General features: G+C 37.5%; 22 protein-coding genes. 12 read left to right on the forward strand and 10 right to left on the reverse strand.

Going from position 1 to position 19,953, the window contains the following annotated elements; genetic code table 11:
- Positions 1 to 11 precede the first annotated feature (11 nt).
- From ABD676_RS03955 to ABD676_RS03970, 4 genes are all read left to right on the forward strand, one after another.
- The gene (locus ABD676_RS03955) at positions 12 to 353 is read left to right on the forward strand and encodes a TM2 domain-containing protein (protein ID WP_344673369.1); all 342 of its coding nucleotides are present in this window, start codon (positions 12 to 14) and stop codon (positions 351 to 353) included.
- Positions 354 to 355: 2 nt separating this feature from the next.
- On the forward strand, positions 356 to 763 hold the full coding sequence (locus ABD676_RS03960; protein ID WP_344673370.1) for a DUF2752 domain-containing protein: 408 nt from the start codon (positions 356 to 358) through the stop codon (positions 761 to 763).
- Positions 739 to 1,179, forward strand: coding sequence for a magnetosome magnetite crystal formation protein family (locus tag ABD676_RS03965; protein WP_344673371.1), 441 nt, complete (start codon positions 739 to 741; stop codon positions 1,177 to 1,179). The genes ABD676_RS03960 and ABD676_RS03965 overlap by 25 nt, the downstream gene beginning before the upstream one ends.
- Before the next feature lie 77 nt (positions 1,180 to 1,256).
- Positions 1,257 to 1,967 (forward strand): M48 family metallopeptidase, encoded by a 711-nt coding sequence (locus tag ABD676_RS03970; protein WP_344673372.1) that lies wholly within the window; start codon positions 1,257 to 1,259, stop codon positions 1,965 to 1,967.
- Positions 1,968 to 2,002: 35 nt separating this feature from the next.
- On the opposite strand, the gene ABD676_RS03975 is transcribed toward ABD676_RS03970, so the two are convergent.
- Both ABD676_RS03975 and trmB read right to left on the reverse strand, forming a co-directional pair.
- Positions 2,003 to 3,439: a M28 family peptidase gene (locus ABD676_RS03975; protein WP_344673373.1), complete on the reverse strand. Its 1,437-nt coding sequence runs from the start codon at positions 3,437 to 3,439 to the stop codon at positions 2,003 to 2,005.
- Between the two features lie 36 nt (positions 3,440 to 3,475).
- On the reverse strand, positions 3,476 to 4,132 hold the full coding sequence (gene trmB, locus ABD676_RS03980) for a tRNA (guanosine(46)-N7)-methyltransferase TrmB (RefSeq protein ID WP_344673374.1): 657 nt from the start codon (positions 4,130 to 4,132) through the stop codon (positions 3,476 to 3,478).
- Between the two features lie 56 nt (positions 4,133 to 4,188).
- Between trmB and fcl the strand changes: the two genes are divergently transcribed.
- Positions 4,189 to 5,124 carry a GDP-L-fucose synthase gene (gene fcl, locus ABD676_RS03985; protein WP_344673375.1) on the forward strand — a complete coding sequence of 312 codons (936 nt, stop codon included), beginning with the start codon at positions 4,189 to 4,191 and terminating at the stop codon, positions 5,122 to 5,124.
- A 9-nt stretch (positions 5,125 to 5,133) separates the two neighbouring features.
- On the opposite strand, the gene ABD676_RS03990 is transcribed toward fcl, so the two are convergent.
- The 3 genes from ABD676_RS03990 to ABD676_RS04000 all read right to left on the reverse strand — a co-directional run bounded on the left by ABD676_RS03990 (position 5,134) and on the right by ABD676_RS04000 (position 6,511).
- Positions 5,134 to 5,715, reverse strand: a complete 582-nt coding sequence (locus tag ABD676_RS03990) for a hypothetical protein (RefSeq protein ID WP_344673376.1) — start codon at positions 5,713 to 5,715, stop codon at positions 5,134 to 5,136.
- 2 nt (positions 5,716 to 5,717) lie between these two features.
- Positions 5,718 to 6,161, reverse strand: a complete 444-nt coding sequence (locus ABD676_RS03995; RefSeq protein WP_344673377.1) for a hypothetical protein — start codon at positions 6,159 to 6,161, stop codon at positions 5,718 to 5,720.
- 80 nt (positions 6,162 to 6,241) lie between these two features.
- Positions 6,242 to 6,511, reverse strand: coding sequence for a YtxH domain-containing protein (locus ABD676_RS04000; RefSeq protein WP_344673378.1), 270 nt, complete (start codon positions 6,509 to 6,511; stop codon positions 6,242 to 6,244).
- Between the two features lie 391 nt (positions 6,512 to 6,902).
- On the opposite strand from ABD676_RS04000, the gene ABD676_RS04005 reads away from it, so the two are divergent.
- Positions 6,903 to 8,438 (forward strand): YifB family Mg chelatase-like AAA ATPase, encoded by a 1,536-nt coding sequence (locus ABD676_RS04005; protein ID WP_344673379.1) that lies wholly within the window; start codon positions 6,903 to 6,905, stop codon positions 8,436 to 8,438.
- Positions 8,439 to 8,487: 49 nt separating this feature from the next.
- Here the strand turns inward: ABD676_RS04005 and ABD676_RS04010 are convergent, their stop codons facing one another.
- The 4 genes from ABD676_RS04010 to rsfS are packed head-to-tail and all read right to left on the reverse strand — an operon-like array spanning position 8,488 to position 12,306.
- Positions 8,488 to 9,117 (reverse strand): rhomboid family intramembrane serine protease, encoded by a 630-nt coding sequence (locus ABD676_RS04010; protein ID WP_344673380.1) that lies wholly within the window; start codon positions 9,115 to 9,117, stop codon positions 8,488 to 8,490.
- Positions 9,118 to 9,765: a LutC/YkgG family protein gene (locus tag ABD676_RS04015; RefSeq protein ID WP_344673381.1), complete on the reverse strand. Its 648-nt coding sequence runs from the start codon at positions 9,763 to 9,765 to the stop codon at positions 9,118 to 9,120.
- 50 nt (positions 9,766 to 9,815) lie between these two features.
- Entirely contained in the window at positions 9,816 to 11,888 is a 2,073-nt protein-coding gene (gene ftsH, locus ABD676_RS04020; protein ID WP_344673382.1) for an ATP-dependent zinc metalloprotease FtsH, read from the reverse strand.
- Positions 11,889 to 11,931: 43 nt separating this feature from the next.
- Entirely contained in the window at positions 11,932 to 12,306 is a 375-nt protein-coding gene (gene rsfS, locus ABD676_RS04025) for a ribosome silencing factor (protein WP_344673383.1), read from the reverse strand.
- 47 nt (positions 12,307 to 12,353) lie between these two features.
- Here rsfS and ABD676_RS04030 point away from each other — a divergent pair, with 47 nt between their 5' ends.
- The 6 genes from ABD676_RS04030 (at position 12,354) to gloA2 (ending at position 19,009) form a co-directional block, all read left to right on the forward strand.
- A complete protein-coding gene (locus ABD676_RS04030) occupies positions 12,354 to 13,133 on the forward strand; it encodes a biotin--[acetyl-CoA-carboxylase] ligase (protein WP_344673384.1) in 780 nt (259 codons plus the stop codon).
- 92 nt (positions 13,134 to 13,225) lie between these two features.
- The gene (locus tag ABD676_RS04035; RefSeq protein ID WP_344673385.1) at positions 13,226 to 13,678 is read left to right on the forward strand and encodes a protein-disulfide reductase DsbD domain-containing protein; all 453 of its coding nucleotides are present in this window, start codon (positions 13,226 to 13,228) and stop codon (positions 13,676 to 13,678) included.
- A 77-nt stretch (positions 13,679 to 13,755) separates the two neighbouring features.
- Positions 13,756 to 15,468, forward strand: a complete 1,713-nt coding sequence (locus tag ABD676_RS04040; RefSeq protein WP_344673386.1) for a protein-disulfide reductase DsbD family protein — start codon at positions 13,756 to 13,758, stop codon at positions 15,466 to 15,468.
- Positions 15,469 to 15,519: 51 nt separating this feature from the next.
- Positions 15,520 to 16,494, forward strand: coding sequence for a 6-phosphofructokinase (gene pfkA, locus ABD676_RS04045; RefSeq protein ID WP_344673387.1), 975 nt, complete (start codon positions 15,520 to 15,522; stop codon positions 16,492 to 16,494).
- A gap of 818 nt (positions 16,495 to 17,312) precedes the next feature.
- Positions 17,313 to 18,617, forward strand: coding sequence for a UDP-N-acetylmuramoyl-tripeptide--D-alanyl-D-alanine ligase (locus ABD676_RS04050; protein WP_344673388.1), 1,305 nt, complete (start codon positions 17,313 to 17,315; stop codon positions 18,615 to 18,617).
- Positions 18,617 to 19,009, forward strand: a complete 393-nt coding sequence (gloA2, locus tag ABD676_RS04055) for an SMU1112c/YaeR family gloxylase I-like metalloprotein (RefSeq protein WP_344673389.1) — start codon at positions 18,617 to 18,619, stop codon at positions 19,007 to 19,009. Before ABD676_RS04050 ends, gloA2 begins: the two co-directional genes overlap by 1 nt.
- A 461-nt stretch (positions 19,010 to 19,470) precedes the next feature.
- Here gloA2 and ABD676_RS04060 read toward each other — a convergent pair whose 3' ends face one another.
- Positions 19,471 to 19,914, reverse strand: a complete 444-nt coding sequence (locus ABD676_RS04060; protein WP_344673390.1) for an RrF2 family transcriptional regulator — start codon at positions 19,912 to 19,914, stop codon at positions 19,471 to 19,473.
- Positions 19,915 to 19,953: the final 39 nt, after the last annotated feature.

Genomic DNA, 19,953 nt, shown 5'->3' on the forward strand with positions numbered 1-19,953 from the left:
CCACTAACAAAATGGAAAGCCAAAAAGTTGACATGTTTTTAATGTCTAATAACAAGTTTTTTGAATCGTATCATTTGATGGAAATCAAAGATTTATTAACGAAAGCTGACGACAGCAAGTTAACAAATGTACAAATTCAACAATATAAGGATCCGACCACTGTATTAATCATTTCATTGATAGCAGGAAGTTTGGGCATTGACCGTTTTATGATTGGTGATACAGGATTGGGGATTGCTAAATTGCTTACCTGTGGAGGGTTGGGTATTTGGGCCATCATTGATTGGTTTTTAATAATGGGAGCAACAAAAAATAAGAACTTTGAAAAGTTAGTAATTGCATTAAATTACTAATCATGATAGACAATAAAAACAAACTATATCGAATAACAGGTATAGTTTGTTTTTTGGGTTTACTCTGGTTAGGCTTTATACATTATTCGGAAGCCGAAGCTACGGTTTGCCCTATTAAATTGGCCACAGGTTATCCTTGCCCATCATGTGGTTCTTCTAGATCTATCCTAGCTTTTCTACAGGGCGATTTCAGAGAAGCCATCATGATCAATCCTTTAGGGATCATTTCGCTGATCATCATCATTGGTATTATCCTATTACTGTTGATTGATATCATTTTCAAAAAGGAATACTATTACCGTGTTTATCGAAATGTCGAAGAATTTCTAAAGACAAATAAGTTAATTAGCATCCTACTCATTCTTTTAATATTAGCCAATTGGATATGGAACATCAAGAAGGGACTTTAAATTTTGACTCTGTTAGGATAACAGAAGATGAAAGAGAATACGCATCAAACAGTTATTTGATGTCGTTATTTGCTCTTCTTGCAGGCTTACCTTTACCTATTTTTAACCTCATTGCTACCATTATATTTTATTTTGGAATGAGAAAATCGACCAAGTTTGTTAAATGGCATTGTACACAAGCCTTAGTATCCCAATTGTTTATTTTCTTTTTCAATACGGTAGGCTTTTGGTGGACTGTTTCCATTATCTTTCAGTCTCAAGAGTTAAACAACTATTATTTTGGCTATATCACCTTGATACTGATTATCAATATTATTGAAATCATTTCCACGATTTATACTGCTGTAAAAACTAGAGCGGGAAAGCATGTACGCTGGTTTTTATTTGGGGATTTAACTGACAAAATTGTAAAGTAATGAGGGTTTTAGGCAAATTTATATTTTTATTGGCCGTATTAGCGGGTCTATACATTGGGTTATCTCAAATCAATTGGATGAAACACTTCCAAGTAGAAAAGAATGAGAATAAGCTGGAGAAAAAGTTAGGTAATTTGATCATCAAGAACATTGATCAGCTTTATGAACAAGTGGATGAAGACAGCGTCAAATCAATTATTGATTCTCTAGCTCTACCCCTTTTGAAAGATAATTCTATTTCCAGTTCGAATTATAAATTTCACGTCATTCGCGATACAGAAGTTAATGCTTTTGCTTTACCTGATGACCATATCCTTATCACTACGGGTCTAATTCAATTTTTAGATAGTGCAGACTACCTTTCAGCCATTATCGCGCATGAGGTAGCTCACTGCGAAAAGAACCATGTCATGAAATCCTTAGTTACCAATTTTGGCTTGGACTTGTTGTTATCCGGATCAGGAACTGGTGAAGTAACCAACTTTTTGACTGGACAAGCCTTTTCCAGAAAGTTGGAGAAAGAGGCTGATGAGACTGCCGTAAAATACTTAATGGAAGCTAATATTAACCCTAAAAGCTTAGCCAACGTGATGGAGCTATTTGATATACATTTCAGTTCAGATGCTGACTTGAGCTGGATATCATCACATCCTGCATCCATGGAGCGGAAGGAATATATCAATAAAAGTATCCAAAGGCTTCATGGCGAAGCCTCAGAATATAAACACAGTATTCGTCAAGAAACTTGGACTAAGCTTCAGGAATTGGTATCAGCAAATGAAAACTAAACTGATTGTGTTTAGGTTGAGGAATTGAGTTAAACTCAATTCCCCCAGCGCCATTCACCTGATATCTGCAACGGCGTTTTCAGGTCTGCCTTTTCCAAGAAGTCACGGATTTCTAAATCTGTTAATTTCTTTGCAGCAATCTCAGGAGCATTCGCCAGGAAATAAGTATAGGCTGTTCCAATACGAACAGTCTGTACCAAACCAGCTTTATCCACTAAACTAAATACATCATTATCGGAGTGGTAATACATCCCGGCATTATTAGGTAATCTTCCCCCTCTTGCAGATCCCGTAGGGATACCTTGCAACATAAAAGGTTGGTGATCGCTGTGCAATCCTGCACCCGAGGCATTATTATTTTTAAAGGTCGTGTCAACTAGGGCATAGGTTTTACCCCATTCGTTAAGATGATGCATCATGTCATAGCGAATGGTCGAAAATCCAGTAGGTGCATTGACCATATCAAAATTAAGCATGTATTTTATCTGATCAATAGTACCTTCTTTTTGCGCATTTTCCACATAGGCTTTTGATCCTAATAATCCCTGTTCTTCTCCCATAAACAAAACAAAATCAATACTTCGCTTGGTTTTCAGCTTCAGTTTCTTAAAGGTTCTTGCCATATCAATTATTGCAAAAGAACCAATACCATTATCAATTGCACCAGTTGCTAAATCCCAACTATCCAAATGCCCTCCAACAACAATCTTCTCATTGGGCAATTCCTTACCTTTGATATGAACGACGATGTTTCTCGAAGTAGTTAATCCAGCCTTATTGCGCATCTGAATCTTTGCATTTGTGATATTGGTTTTTAAGTAATCTTTCCAGGCCATCCCATCTTCCAGACCAATACAGATCGCTGGTATATTGATCAATTTCCCGGTAATAGAAGCTGTTCCAGTCAATAGGACATTGTTCTTGACGGTATTGATAAAGATAATGCCTTTTGCACCATATTTCTCAGCTAATGCTGTTTTCTCGGAACGGTGAAGATTACGAAGGCCATTACCAGAGTTAGGGAGAATACCTAAATACACCAAGGCAATCTTACCTTTTATTTGATCGCCTACTTTTTGATAATCGGCTTCTAGGCCATTTCCCATATCCATTAAATCAGCAGTTAGATCAACATGAACTGGTGAATGTGCTAATGCGACCGATTTAACCGCTTTATTTTGAATGCTTAAATCAAGTGATTCCCTTGACCAGCTGTCCGAAGTAAATGGTTGATAGGAAACATCAAGGCCATATGACTTGAATAAATCATGAGCATACTCTTCTGCTTTACGTCCATTTTCAGAACCAGTTAACCGATGTCCTAAATTCTCCGTGCTATATTGAAGTCTTTCATAAGCCTGGGAATGGCTATTAACTTCTTTAACGATCTTCCTCAGATCCTTTAATTGGTTTTTCTGTGCTAGTGCTGTTTGGCAGCAAAGCACAAGGCAGATTAGGTAAATTCTTTTCATAATAATTGAAGTTACAAAATCTGCCCATTATTAAAGCTAAGCTTTGGATATTTTCCACTGCACATAATTGATGTTCTTATCATGTGCAAGGTATTTTTTCTCGTAATATGTTTTTATGGACAAAACTTCATCCACTAAATCAGAGCGATAAAGATCAGTTGTTTCTTTAAGCTTTGGCAGATCTTGTAATTCAATTTGCTCGAGGGTGTAAGCATAGAAACCATCATTATCGGTTTTCAAGTGCATAATACCATCTGGAGCTAGAATAGTTTTATATCGCTCAAGGAATACAGGATTAGTCAGACGTTTCTTTTCACGACTATCTTGAGGTTGCGGATCAGGAAAAGTAATCCATATTTCACTTACTTCGTTTGCATCAAAATGTTCCAAGATGGTTTCAATCTGAATACGCAGGAAGCCCACATTATCAATCCCCTCTTCTAAAGCGGTCTTTGCACCACGCCAAATACGATTTCCTTTGTAATCAATTCCTATAAAGTTCTTCTCTGGAAATAGCTTTGCTAAATTGACGGTGTACTCACCTTTACCACATGCCAGCTCTAAAATTAGCGGTTTATCGTTCTTAAAGAACTCTTTACTCCATTTACCTTTATATTCTTTACCTGCATCCAGTTGCACTACATTTCGAAATGTAGCTACTTCTGCAAATTTTCTAAGTTTATCCTTACCCATACCTGAATATTAAGTCGCAAAATTAACCTTATATTTGCAGTATACAAGACATTTAAGTGGAAAAACAAGCTAAAATTTACGTTGCTGGACACCGCGGTATGGTTGGTTCAGCCATTCTACGCAAATTGCAAGAATTAGGTTATACCAATTTGATTACCCGCACATCCAAAGAATTGGACTTGCGTGATCAACAAGCTGTTAAAGCTTTCTTTGAGCAGGAAAAACCTGATTATGTATTCTTGGCAGCTGCTAAAGTTGGTGGAATCATGGCTAACAATACTTATCGAGCAGATTTCATATATGAAAACTTAGCTATTCAGAATAATGTCATTCACTATGCGCACGAAAGTGATGTCAAAAAACTGATGTTTTTAGGTTCTAGCTGTATTTATCCGAAAATGGCCCCTCAGCCATTAAATGAAGATTCGCTATTGACGGGTCCATTAGAATATACCAACGAGCCTTATGCCATTGCAAAAATTGCTGGTATTAAAATGATAGAATCATATCGCCTTCAATATGGCGATAACTATATATCCGTGATGCCGACAAATCTATATGGCATTAACGATAATTACCATCCAGAAAACTCACATGTTTTACCTGCTTTAATTCGTCGATTCCATGAGGCTAAAATCAATGGAACACCTTCAGTAAGTATTTGGGGTTCAGGGACACCATTGCGAGAGTTTATGTATGCAGATGATTTAGCAGATGCTTGTGTGTTCCTAATGAACAATTATAATGAGGAACAATTCGTAAATATCGGTGTTGGTGAGGATATCTCGATTAAGGATCTAGCTTTAATGATTAAAGAGGTGATAGGTTATGAAGGTCAGCTGGAATTTGATAGCAGCAAACCAGATGGTACACCTCGAAAACTGATGGATGTAAGTAAATTGAAAGGCTTGGGATGGGAAGCAAAAACTAACTTAAGAGAAGGTATTGCTTTAGCTTATGAAGATTTCAAACGAAAAAACCAAGGAGTTTAGATCCTTGGTTTAGTAGGCTTCACTATCTTTAGGAATGCCATATATATTGTCTTGCACCGACTCTTCAGCGGTTATCATTGGCGGATGATGAGGTGGTGCAGGATTAATTACTTCACCAATTACTGGTTCCTGTAATTTTTCCTTCTTCTTTTTCTTCTTTGGTTTGATGATATCGGTTAATTTTCCGATCCATGAGGATACATTATCCTGATTAACACTACTTGCTGCTGATTCAGAAGCTAACAGCACTAATCCTTTTTTAAGCCAGCCAGCATTTCTTAATAGTGTTTTATTAAGTACTAATGGCAATCCTACCTGCAAAGTCTTTGTTAGCCAATCTCCCTTGGTATTCTTGGAGGTTGCTTTACCAATTCCTTGTACCAAACCTTTAACCATCCCAACGCCGGGAACTCGGTCTAATAATAAGTTAGCGATACGAGCAGGAGCTTCAACTTTATGTTTAAGCAAGACATATTGATGTTTCAGAAAGAGCTCTTGATCCTTCTTAAGACTTTTCAACCGAGCAATCTCTAGATTTAACTCCGTCATATTCGTCACCTTATTACGTTTATTTTTGCTATCCACAATCATGCTTACAATCCCTCCTGTTTTGATTGATTCTCTTGCTCTTCTTTTACTTCTTCTCTTATTTCTTCTTTTAACTCCTCTTCATCATCATCTTCCTCATCCCATTTTGTTAAAATACGTTTGATGGTAAGATCCATAAATTTGGCTTCCAACTTTGGTTCTACAGCACGAATGATAAGCAAGATCACTAAGAAAATACCTCCAGTACTAAGGAATCCTAATGAATAACTTCCTAAGAGTTCACCCAAATAAAATCCAAGTGCTAAGGACACAAAGAATACGATCAATAAAGTCAATAAGACCTTACTGGCATCAACGATCAAGGATCCTAGAATCCTAGACATTCTTGATATCCCCTTTAATTTTAGTAATTCAAATTGAGTTTCTAAGTATTCCTTAGACTTCTCGAATGAATCTGAAATTGAAAATTTTTGTTCTTTTTCTTCCATGCATATCCCCTAAAAGGAAACTGCCAAGCCAAAGAAAGCAGCTTGGCAATTTCTAATGTATAAATCTATTCTACTTTGACTTATGCGTGCTCTTCGATTTCTTCATCGATAAAGCCTTCAGCTTTTCCAAGCTTAGATTTCAAAGTAGCAACGATCTTTTCTTTAAAGTCATTCAATTGATCGAACTGCTCTTCTGCGCGCTCTTTGATAGCATCTCCCAAATCAGCTAGCGATTCGTTGATTTTCTCTCTAGTCTCGCTTCCTTTTTCTGGTGCGAACAAAATTCCCAATACTGCACCTGCTGCTAATCCAGCTAAAAGGGCTGTTACAATTTTACCGTTATCGTTCATTTTATTTTGCAATTTAATGGTTAAACCAATTCTTTATTTTAGCTATATATTTATAACAAAAAATAGACCGAATCGTTTTAAATAACAAAACTTTATTGTAATTCAATCTGATATCGAGTGTCTATCTCATTTCCGTTATTGCATAAGTTACTAAAAAAACAGCGCTTATTCAACTTTAAAGCTGATTAGCTCCAGCTATGTAGTCCAATAACCATATATAAATTTTATCATTCTGCATTAAAAATCATGATTCATAGCAAATGCCAATCTTCAAAATCTTTAATTTAATTTGTTATTGCCCTCATTTTTATTCAATATATGCTCGTGTTAATTTTATGTTATTCTTGATGTAGATAATTTTATTTCACATTAAATAAAATTATTTTCGTACATGTTGACAAAAACCTATTGTAGTGCTGTATTTGGCATTGAAGCAAGCAATATCACTGTAGAAGCTAATGTAACAAACGGATTAAAATATTTTATTGTTGGACTCCCTGACAATGCTGTCAAAGAAAGTTTACAACGAATAGAAAGTGCCATTTTGTCTATCGGTTATAGAATGCCACGCCAAAAGATCGTTATTAACCTTGCACCTGCTGATATTCGTAAAGAAGGGTCTTCTTATGACTTAAGTATAGCCATCGGCATATTAGCCTCTTCAGACCAAATTAGAACAAGCAAACTTGCCTCCTATTTAATTCTTGGAGAGCTTTCACTTGATGGTAAGATATTACCCGTAAAAGGAGTCCTCCCTATTGTTTTACAAGCAAAAAAAGATGGTTTCAAAGGCATCATATTGCCTAAGTTAAATGCGGAAGAAGCCGCTATTGTAGAAGGTATTGATGTTATTGCCGTAAGTGACCTTAAGCAAACATGTGAATTTCTAAATGATTTCATTCAAATAAGTCCTAGTGTGGTTGATATCCACGAAATATTCGAACAGCAAGTTAATTCATATGATTTAGATTTCTCGGATGTAAAGGGGCAAGAAAATATCAAACGCGCATTGGAAATAGCAGCTGCTGGTGGTCATAATGTAATTCTCATCGGTCCACCAGGATCAGGAAAAACAATGCTAGCAAAGAGAATCCCGACTATATTGCCTCCATTGACTATAGATGAATCATTAGAAACAACAAAGATCCATTCTGTATCTGGTCTCTTACCTAGTTCCAGCTCATTATTGACCGTGAGACCCTTCCGGGCACCACATCATACCATTTCGGATGTAGCCTTAGTAGGTGGCGGAGCAAGTCCCCAACCAGGAGAAATATCACTGGCTCATAATGGTGTCTTATTTCTAGATGAATTGCCTGAATTTAAAAGAACTGTTTTGGAGGTTATGCGACAGCCTTTAGAGGCTCGCTCTATTACAATCTCCCGAGCTCGCTTCACAGTAGACTACCCAGCTAGTTTTATGCTCATAGCAGCCATGAATCCATGTCCTTGTGGGTATTATAACCATCCCAATAGAAACTGCAGCTGCGGCTTTGCAACTGTCCAGAAATACATCAGTAAAATCTCAGGCCCTTTACTTGACCGCATCGATATACACATTGAGGTTACTCCAGTTGAATTCAATGAGCTCAGCACTGTTCGTACCTCAGAAAAAAGTGTTGATATAAGGGCGAGGGTAATTCAAGCTAGGCAAATACAGGAAGAGCGGTTTAAAAACCAACCTTTAATACACAGCAATGCACAAATGAAAGTAAAAAATATACGGGATTATTGCGTAATCGATGAAACCGGGAAAGGCTTATTGCAACGAGCAATGGAAAAACTAAATCTGTCAGCTAGAGCTTATGATCGCATCCTTAAAGTAGCAAGAACCATTGCTGACCTTGATAATTCCTTAGAAATTAAAAATGAACATTTAGCTGAAGCTATTCAGTTCCGAAGTCTGGATAGAGAAAGTTGGAGATAAGATAGTAGTTAATAAATTTAGTAATTTGAATATCTACTAAGAAAACCAACTAAAACTGTCCAATAAAGTGGTTTATGATCCCTGGAAACATTAAGATGGTTAAGATTAAACCTGTTAATGCACCGAATAAGTGAGCATCATGGTTGATACCATCATTCGCTCTCTTAGAAGCATAAATACAATAAACCAAATATAGACCAGCAAATAAATAGGCCGGCATTGGAATAGCGAAGAAAATATACAGCTTAGTCGTTGGATAGAAAAGGATAAAACTAAACAATACTGCCGAAATTGCACCTGAAGCTCCTAAGCTATGATAGCCATAATCATTCTTGTGTCTAATGATGGTTGGTATATCACTTAGTATTAAACCCACGATATACAACAAGGCAAACATAAGGTGTCCAATTGAACCCATCTCTTGCACAAAGATCCCCTCCAAGGCGAAGCCAAAATAATAGAAGGTAATCATATTGAAAAGAAGGTGCATCCAATCTTTATGAATCAAACCACTAGTAAAAACTAGATAGAATTTACTCTTATCTCTGCTAATACTATAAGGATGTAACATCAATTTCCCAAACCACTGTGGATTTGAAAAAACGTATATGCTTAATCCTATCGTCAAAGCGAAAATAACACTAGCAACAGGAAAGTTAAATAGATAATGTTGCAACATCTAAAAACGGTCTTCGAGTAAAAATAAATAAAGCTCTTTTGGGCCATGCGCCCCTAACACCAATCTCTTTTCAATATCAGCTGTACGGCTAGGGCCAGTAACGGTCGTGATCATCGTTGGAAGATCTTGTTTGTACTTTTCACGGATAATAGCCATTCCATGTTTGATGTCCATAACCAACTGCGAAGCTCTTGCTATCACAATATGTATAGGCGGGTAAACACTTAAACGACGTCCAGAATCATTAGCATTGCTAAGCATAATGCTACCATTACGGGCAATGAGCGCCTCACAACCGGTAATACCGGCTTCAGCCTCATCAAAATGAACCTGTGTACTACGATATGGAAATCCGTATTGATCCAATAACTGCTGAACCTCCTGCTCCCAAACATACATTTTGGAAAGGTTCAACTTCTCTACCAAGATAATAAGATTCTCAATGAGATTGATCTCACCATCACAGTAAATAAATTTTCCAGAAACTTGTGTAAACTCCCTAGCAAAAGTCACATCCAATGGCTCCTCTTCATCTTTGTAAAGCGGAGTTTCCTCAAACATAGGATGAGGGTTCTCACGCTTTTGAAGAAGCGCTTGACGGATTTTCTTTAACATCTTTTCCTTGGCAGTCGTATTCCGGATATTCATGGTTATATATAAAAGCAGACAAGGCATGAGCTGCCTTGTCTGCTAATTTATTACTGTTCTTCTGTATTCGTTTTGTTATTAACAGTTTGCTCTGTATCGTCTAAATCACCTGTAGGAATAGGCAAATCAGTTTGTGGAACACCTCCACCATCAGCACCACCATTTACAAACTCATCGTAAGTCGTTTTGTTGGAGAACGGACGTTTACCAAGAATTTCCTCCAGATCAGCTTGGAATAAGATTTCTTTCTCCAAAAGCTTCTCAGCAATTTTGATTAGTCCGTCTTGTTTTTCTAGCAATAATAATCTCGTACGCTCGTAAACCTCCGAAATCAATGTTCTTACTTCATCATCGATTAATTCAGCAGTCGTATCAGAATATGGTTTCTGGAATTGACTATCTCCAGCGCTATCACGGAACGATACATTACCTACTTTATGGTTCATACCGTATACTGCAGTCATGGCATAAGCAAGTTTAGTAATTCGCTCCAAGTCATTCTGTGCACCGGTACTGATTCTTCCAAAAGTAATGTCCTCAGCCACACGCCCTCCCATCGTCATACACATACTGTCAATCAGTTGTTCAGTCGTATAAAGGAACTGCTCTTTTGGCAGGTATTGTGCATATCCTAAGGCGGCTACACCACGAGGAACGATAGATACTTTCACCAATGGATCAGCATGCTCTAGGAACCAACCAGCAATAGCATGTCCTGCTTCGTGGTAAGCAACAATTTTCTTCTCTTCAGGAGAGATGATCTTATTCTTTTTCTCCAAACCACCAATTACACGGTCAATCGCATCTTGGAAGTCTTGCATATCAATTGAACGTTTGTTCTTACGCGCAGCGATTAGTGCCGCCTCATTACATACGTTAGCAATTTCAGCACCAGCAAAACCTGGAGTCTGCGCTGATAATTTCTTAGCGTCTACACCTTCAGACAATTTCAATGGTTTCAAGTGAACATTGAAAATGTGCTCACGACCAATTAAATCTGGCTTATCAATGGAGATTTGTCTATCAAAACGACCTGGTCTCAATAATGCCGAATCCAATACATCCAAACGGTTAGTAGCAGCAAGAATGATAACCCCTAAGTTTGTACCAAAACCGTCCATCTCTACCAATAATTGGTTCAATGTATTCTCGCGCTCATCATTTCCCCCCATAATGGAGTTCTTTCCACGAGCACGACCGATAGCATCAATCTCATCAATAAAGATGATACAAGGCGCTTTCTCCTTAGCTTGTTTAAACAAATCTCTTACACGTGAAGCACCAACCCCAACGAACATTTCTACAAAATCAGAACCTGATAAAGAGAAGAATGGTACTTGGGCCTCACCAGCAACAGCTTTTGCCAACAAGGTCTTACCTGTTCCCGGAGGGCCTACTAGTAGGGCTCCTTTCGGTATTTTACCTCCTAAATCGGTATATTTTTTAGGGTTTTTCAAGAAGTCAACAATTTCCATGACCTCTGTTTTTGCCTCTTCCAATCCAGCAACATCGTTGAAGGTGATGTTTATCTGGGATTCTTTATCAAATAATTGCGCTTTAGATTTACCAATGTTAAAGATAGCACCACCGCCACCTCCAGCACCGCCATTCATTCTACGCATCAAGAAAATCCAGATGGCAACAATGATTAACAATGGAAGCATGAACGATAAAAACCAACCGGCATAAGGGTTTGAACGGTCTTCGTAAGACAGGCCAATCTTAGGCTGATTAGCCGCTAAGCTATCTTGAGATGCTTTTAACTTCTGCTCCAATACTTCAGATGAAGCTTCTGAGAAAACATATTGTGGACCTTGGTTAGTAGATAAGTTTAAGGTGTTATTGCTTTTAGCGATATCCTTATACTTTTCTTCACCTAGACGATCTTTTTTAATAAAAACTTCTACATCCCATAAATCGTTGCTCTTATAGGCAACAAGTTTTTCCACATCTCCAGTAACTAAGGATTTGCTTTCAAATTCTTTATAGGTGATTCTTTTTGGCCCATCAGAACTGAACAAGTACTGAAGACCAAAAAATCCTATAAAAATGGCGATCCAAAGCCATATCATATTGAATTTTGGTGGCATTGGCGTAATTTTCTTACTCGGAACTTTCTTCATTTATTCTCTATACTACGTAATTTTTAAACTAATTATTGGCCCATTAAGCACTCTGATAAGTACTTACGTGCGCATCACCCCAAAGGTCTTCGATTCTATAGTGGGATCTTTTTTCAGATTGGAAAATATGAACGACTACATCTACAAAGTCCAATAAGATCCATTCGCCATTTCCCTGACCTTCTTTATGCCAAGGGTCTTGACCGAATGCTTTGTAAACTTCATCTTCTACACTTTTAGCGATTGCATTGACCTGCACAGCGGAATCAGCATGACAAATTACGAAGTAATCTGACAATGTCGCATTGACCTCTCTCATATCCAACCGCACTATTTCGTTTCCTTTTTTCTCTTGCATCCCTAAAATCACAACATCTGCAAGCTTTTCGGATAAGGAACCTTTTTTGTTTCTACTCATTAAGAAATATTATACTTTTGATAAAAATATTTTAAAACCATTATCTTTTGCAAAATAACACATTTTCGGGAGATTCACCCTCTCAAAACATAATTGTTTTGGATGAAATTGGCTCTACCAATGATTATTTAAAATCTGAACTGTCAAATTTCAAGCCATTTGCTGAATGGACTGCCATAATGGCAAGACACCAAACCGCCGGAAAAGGGCAAAGAGGCAATACTTGGCTTGTACCTCCCAACAAAAACCTCACTTTTAGCACCTTCGTACTCCCAAAAGACCTGCTCTTATCCCAGCATTTCTTTTTAAATATCCTGGTGAGTTTAAGTATCTGTGATTGGCTTGAAACCCAAGGCCTTCATGCAGAGATAAAATGGCCAAATGATATTTACCTCAACGGGAAAAAGATTTGCGGAATCCTTATTGAAAATACAGCCCAGGGAAATAATATCCGTCAATCTATAATTGGGATTGGCATCAATGTAAACCAAGAAGAATTTCCAGAAGAAATTCAACAACGGGCTAGCTCCTTACTTTTAGAAACAGGCAAGACTATCCCGAGTTTGGAAGTAGCATGCGCCCAAATATTAGTACATCTTCAAAAAAGATTCTTCAATTTCTCGGGACAAAAGGATGATCTCAAACGTTTATTAGATGAATACAATAAGCAATTATATCAAAGGGGAATACCGGCATATTATTCGTCTGAAAATAAAATCTTTCAGGGAACCATTCAAAAGGTTGATAATGAAGGACAATTATATCTAACTATAAATGAAAAAGAAAAGGTCTTTCAATTTAAAGAGCTGAAATTTCTTTTGCAATAAAATGATTACACGGATAAATTATCGAACATATAATCCTAACTTTGAATTAAACTTTATGAAAACTTTATAGTCAATTAACAAAACGGTTTTTTATGAAAAAAATAAATCTATTAATCGCCTTAGTATTATTCACTGTAACAGGTGCATTTGCTCAGGTATTCAAACCCGTACAGTGGTCAGTAGCTACTAAGAAGGTGAACGCGAAAGAGGCGGTAGTTTTAATCAAAGCTAACGTTGAACAGGGATGGCACATTTACGGTTTAAATGTTCCTTCGGGAGGTCCTATTGCTACTTCATTTACTTTTACGCCAGATAATGGTGCTAAAGTAAGTGGAAAAGTTGCTGCAAAAGAACCTAAATCTAAATACGAGGATGTATTCAAAATGAATGTTCCTTATTACAATGGTGAAGTAATTTTCCAACAAAAGGTAGCATTAGCAAATGGCAAACCTACCAAAGTTAAAGGAGTTGCAACATTTATGGCTTGTGATAAAGAGCGTTGTTTACCACCAGATGAATACGAATTTACTGTAACTATTAAGTAAGATTTTCGTTATATCGTTTACAAAAAGGCAGGGATTCCCTGCCTTTTTCTTAGATTTGCGCCCATAAACTAACAATTATGTTAAATTTGAAGCATTTTTTTATAGCCACATGTTGGCTTTTTCTTTCATTAACAGCACCTCTAGTAGGTTTTTCACAAGATTCTTTAATTAATGTCGAGGATGTAGAATTTTCTTCTGGTCAGGAAGAATCTGCTGATACTGGCTCTGCACTTATCACAAACTTTGAAGATGTGGAATTCTCTGATGGTCAGGATACTAGTGCACAAGATACCAGCGCTGCAGTTGCAGCGACTCCAGATGCAAACAAAGATGATAGCAGTGTCTCGTTATGGGGGATATTCTTGAAAGGTATTGCAGGTGGATTTATTGCATTCTTAATGCCATGTATCTTCCCGATGGTTCCTCTTACCGTAAGTTTCTTCACGAAAAAATCTGGAAGTACGGCGAAAGCTGTTCAACAAGCATTCTTATACGGCTTGTTTATCATTGTGATCTATGTAGCATTAGGTATGTTAATCACAATTACATTTGGAGCAGATGCATTGAATGCCCTCTCTACAAACGGTATATTTAACTTCCTATTCTTCCTACTTCTTGTGGTCTTTGCAGCATCCTTCTTTGGTGCATTCGAAATCACATTACCAAGTTCTTTTGTCAATAAGATTGACGCTAAATCAGACAAAGGTGGATTGATAGGATTATTCTTCATGTCTGCGAGTTTAGCGGTTGTATCTTTCTCTTGTACTGGACCAATCATTGGTACTTTATTAGTAGACGCGGCTACAAAAGGTGACCGCTTAGGCCCTGCTATTGGTATGCTAGGCTTCTCTATGGCTCTTGCCATTCCTTTTGTCCTATTTGCCATGTTCCCATCCATGTTGAAATCTCTACCTAAATCAGGTGGTTGGTTAAACAGTGTGAAAGTGGTATTAGGTTTCTTGGAATTAGCATTAGCTTTAAAATTCCTTTCCAACGTAGATTTAGCTTACAACTGGCAATTCTTAGACCGTGAGGTTTTCTTAGCGCTATGGATCGTTATTTTTGGCTTAATGGGATTATACCTAATCGGCAAGATCAAGTTCTCTCATGACTCCGACTTGAAATTCATGTCTGTGCCGAGAACAATCATCGCCATTATTGTATTCTCATTTGTTGTTTACATGATCCCAGGTATGTGGGGAGCACCGTTGAAATCTATTTCAGCATTCCTTCCTCCTATCGGAACACAAGACTTTGATATCTCTTCAGGAACAGGAGCTGTAGCTCATGCTGGTTCAGCAGATGCTGCTAGCAGAAAATATTACCAACACTTCCATGCTCGTGCTACATTGAAAGGTATGGATCCATACTACGATTACGATGAGGCATTAGCAGCATCCAAAGCACAGAACAAACCTTTATTGGTTGACTTTACAGGATGGAACTGTGTAAACTGTCGTAAGATGGAAGCTACTGTATGGTCTGATCCTAGCATCAAAAGCATGATCAATGAGAAATTCATTCTCGTTGAATTATATGTTGATGACAGTGTATTGGAATTACCAGAAGCAGAGCAATATGTTTCTGAAGTAAGTGGCAAGAAAATCACAAAAGTAAGTAAGAAAAATTCGGAATTCCAGATCACAAGATTCAACTCTAACTCACAACCATTATATGCTTTATTGGATAATGAAGGCGAGTTGTTGATTCCTACAAGTGGAGCGAATTACGAAATCGAAAGTTACAAAGCATACTTGCAATCAGCTTTAGATGCTTACCATAAGAAGTAGGCTAATCTAAATTTAATATTCGTAAATGCTAGTAAATCGTATATTTGAGCTATGAGTCACATTAAGAACATTGCTGTTTTAACTTCTGGAGGAGATTCTCCAGGTATGAATGCAGGCATTCGTGCCGTAATCAGATCAGGTATTTATCACGGAATGAACATGTTTGGTATCCGCAGAGGATATGACGGCATGGTACAAGGAGATATAATGGCGATGGATGCTAAATCCGTAGCAAACATTATACAACGTGGTGGTACCATCCTAAAAACAGCGAGAAGCGAAGAATTCAAGACGCTCGAAGGTAGAAAACAAGCATACGAAAACTTAAAAAAACATAATATTGATGCCCTAGTGGTAATCGGTGGTGATGGTACTTTTACAGGTGCATCCAAATTCATTGAAGAGTTTGATATTCCCATTATCGGAATGCCTGGTACCATTGATAATGATTTGAACGGTACTGATTTTACTATCGGATATGATACAGCTATCAATACGGTAGTAGATGCAGTCGATAAGATCAGAGATACGGCAGAATCGCACGATCGTCTATTTGTAGTAGAAGTAATGGGTCGTGACTCCGGATTAATCGCATTGCGTTCAGGTATCAGTACTGGTGCTGAAGCTGTATTAATCCCTGAATTGGAGGTAGATTACGATGCGATTATGAAACGTCTGGATAAAACCAGAAAAAACAAAGCATCTCGTATCATTATCGTTGCTGAAGGAGATAAGGAAGGTGGACTAGTAGTAGCAGAGAAAATCAAAGCTAATTTCCCTGCATACGATGTTCGAGTTTCCATCCTAGGCCATATACAACGTGGTGGAAAACCAACCTGTATGGATCGTGTGTTAGCCAGCCGACTAGGTGTAGCTGCAATCGAAGGATTACTAGAAGGTAGAAAAGGTGAAATGGCCGGCCTAATCTGTGGAAATGTACAATTCACCCCATTCAGCAAAGCCATCAAACACATCGATAAAATCAATACCAACTTAACAAGGATTGTAGAGATACTTTCTTTGTAAGGCAAAATATATAAAAAAACAGGCAGCGGAAAATCCGCTGCCTGTTTTTTTATAGTATTTAGTAGTAAGTATTTAGTAGATAGACCTATTGGCGGGATAGTATTTATTGAATGTTTTAACGGTCGAAGCATGCATCGCCCGCCTTCGCTTCGCTCTGAGTTGTAAATAGAAATTCATCTTTCCCGCCACGGCTTAAATTAACTACTATCGACAACCTATAATACAACCTTTATTTTTTATCATATTCTTTATAAAAAGAAAAAATGACCAAAGATGTCACATAGCCGATAAATAAACCTATGATATCTAGGAAATCGAAAACTCCCAAAGGAATAAAGTATTGGGTTAGTTCAATAAATACGAAAAAAACAAGAAGGAAGGTATTATCGACAAAAAAAGATTTAACGGGAACTTTTTTAAGTAAAAACAAGGAGATATAAAGAAATGGTATAAAGAAAAGATTCCCTCCAATATCACCTAATATAGAGCTGTAATAAGGCTTAATTGCTGTACTAACATAAAAACTATATGCAAATATTACAACAAGTATGATATATAATATAATTCTTTTGACTTTGGATTGCCTCATTAACTGCCCTTTTATTAAAAAATTGATTCTTATGTTTTTTACACTAATTTTTTTCGAATAAAGTTAAAAATAAATTTGAGTGTATTTCAATTACGATTTGGTACCTCTCCTTTTCCAACCCTATGTCCAAAACTAAACCTTTCACAACATTTTGCACTTCTGCAGGTCTGTTGTCTGTCATCTATTATCTGTTGTCTATTTTCCCTACATTTGTTTAAAATTACACAGGATGCAAGTTGCAGAATTATACCAGCTATATTTAACCTATTCTAAGGTTTGTACAGATACACGTCAGATTAGTCCAGATTGTCTTTTCTTCGCCTTAAAAGGCGATTCTTTTAATGGCAACAGCTTCGCTGAGCAAGCATTGGCTGCAGGTGCTAAGTATGTGGTAATTGATGATAAAAATTATTATCAAGACAACCCGGCTTATATCTTGGTGGATGATGTATTGGCAAGCCTTCAGGCATTGGCAAAATACCACCGTTTGCAATTGAACATCCCATTTATTGGTATTACCGGTACTAACGGCAAAACCACCAGTAAAGAATTGGTGCATGCCGTATTATCACAACGGTATAAAACATTTGCCACAAAAGGCAATTTAAATAACCACATCGGTGTTCCTTTAACGATTCTTTCCTTACCAAAGGATTTGGAAATCGCGATTATTGAAATGGGAGCAAATCATATAAGGGAGATTGCTTTCTTGTGCGATATCGCACGTCCTACGCATGGTTTTATTACCAACGTAGGCAAGGCCCACTTAGAAGGTTTTGGCTCCTTTGAGGGCGTTATGAAGACCAAAGGAGAGCTGTATGACTTCCTAAAGGAAAATCAAGGACAGTTATTTATTCAAGGAGACAACGAATACCTAACGGCGATGGCTGCAGATCGCGGAATTAACAATGCGATAACTTATGGATTCTCAGAAAACAACTCCATTCAAGGCGGTCTGGTTATAGCCGATCCATTATTGACTATCTTTTGGAAATTGGCAGAAGAGAAAGGACAACAGGAAGTAGCTACACATCTTACTGGTGCTTACAATATTGAAAACATGTTGGCCGCAGTGGCGATTGGACACCATTTCGAATTATCTGCTTTGGAGATCAATGCAGGGCTGAATGGCTATGTCCCTCAGAATAATCGCTCGCAGATAAATAAAACCGAAAAAAACACAGTGATAGCCGATTATTACAACGCTAATGCCAGCAGTATGGCGGCAGCTATTGCGAATCTGCAAGTTATTCAAGCAGAAAAGAAAGTAGCTATTCTAGGTGATATGTTCGAAATGGGTGATCAGAGCGAGGAAGAACATAAAAAGGTTATTGAACAAGCAAAGAAATTGAATTTGAACGGTTTGATTTTCGTTGGAAAGGCCTTCTATGCCTTACGAGATGAAGAAGCACAGTATTTTGAAAGCACCGAAGATCTAAAAACCGCTTTAAAAGAAAAGCCTTTAGAGGGAAATCTAATTTTACTTAAAGCCTCTCGAGGAATGGCTTTTGAACGACTAATGGAGCTATTGTAATGGCCTTAAACCTGCAAAAAGTACACCATATAGCCATTATTTGTTCAGACTATGCGGTTTCCAAGCAATTTTATACAGAAATACTCGGACTAGATATCATCCGTGAAGTGTATCGGTCTGAACGGAATTCCTATAAATTAGATCTGGCGCTAAACGGCAATTATATTATCGAATTGTTTTCCTTTCCTGAACCTGCTGAACGCCCCTCCTATCCCGAAGCCACCGGTCTACGGCATTTGGCTTTTCAAGTAGAAGATTTAGAGGAGGAAATTGAAAAATTGCTTTCCCATAAAATATCCGTTGAAGAAATCCGAATAGACCCTCATACAGGAAAAAGATTTACATTCTTTCAAGATCCAGATGGTCTACCTCTAGAGCTCTATGAAGGATAATAAATAATCAACTTATTAGGAAACCAACATCCATTGTTCTAGTTCCCAAAAATACACGCCTTAACTCCTTATATTTTCAATCAAAAAAGCTTAGGGTTTGCTTTGGTATTCCCAAGGAATTCCATTGGATCTTAATCGCATCTTGTTCGGATCTCGTTCGGTCGGAACCGAACGAGATCCGAAGGAGTTCCGAACAAGTTCCGAAGGAGATCCGAAGGAGTGTCAAATAAAACCCCATTGGAATAGTATTTAGTATGGAGTATTTAGTATAAAGGCAACTGACAAAAAACGACAGAAATCTGGCTAATATTTCAACATAAAACAATCGAAAAGGGAGTTCATTTTTTTGTTGGTTTCAAACATTTTGCAAAAAATAAGGACAAGCATAATCACTTGTCCTTATTTTCATTTGTATGGATTAAATAGTCCTATCAGAGCAGAGAGCTCTTTCAATTTGACCATTAATTACCTGTTTCCAGGTTTAACTCCTTTTCTTTATTAATCAGATTAGAGATACTGGTGTCATTCAGTATCTGCAGCATGGCATTACGAACCTCCACAAAGGTATCACGAATACCGCAAGCATGTTCTTCCACGCATTCTTCACAAGAACGATAGAAGTTCAAACTAACACAAGGCAACAAAGCGATAGGGCCATCAATTAAGCGCATAACCTGCGAAAGATAGATATCTTCTGGTGCTTTGTTCAAACTATATCCACCACCGGCACCCTTTTTAGAGTATAGGATTCCGGCATTACGCATTTCTAAGAGGATTTGTTCCAAGAATTTCTTGGGAATTCGCTCTTCCTCTGCAATCTTACCGATTTGCATCGGGTCTTTTCCGTAATTCCGGCCCAATACCATCAGGGCCTTAATAGCATATTTCGTTTTCTTTGATAGCATAGAATAAGCTTGTTTTGCTAATCTTCAAAAATACTAAAA

It is taken from the genome of Sphingobacterium kyonggiense, from assembly GCF_039536825.1.
In the GTDB taxonomy this organism is placed as follows: domain Bacteria; phylum Bacteroidota; class Bacteroidia; order Sphingobacteriales; family Sphingobacteriaceae; genus Sphingobacterium; species Sphingobacterium kyonggiense.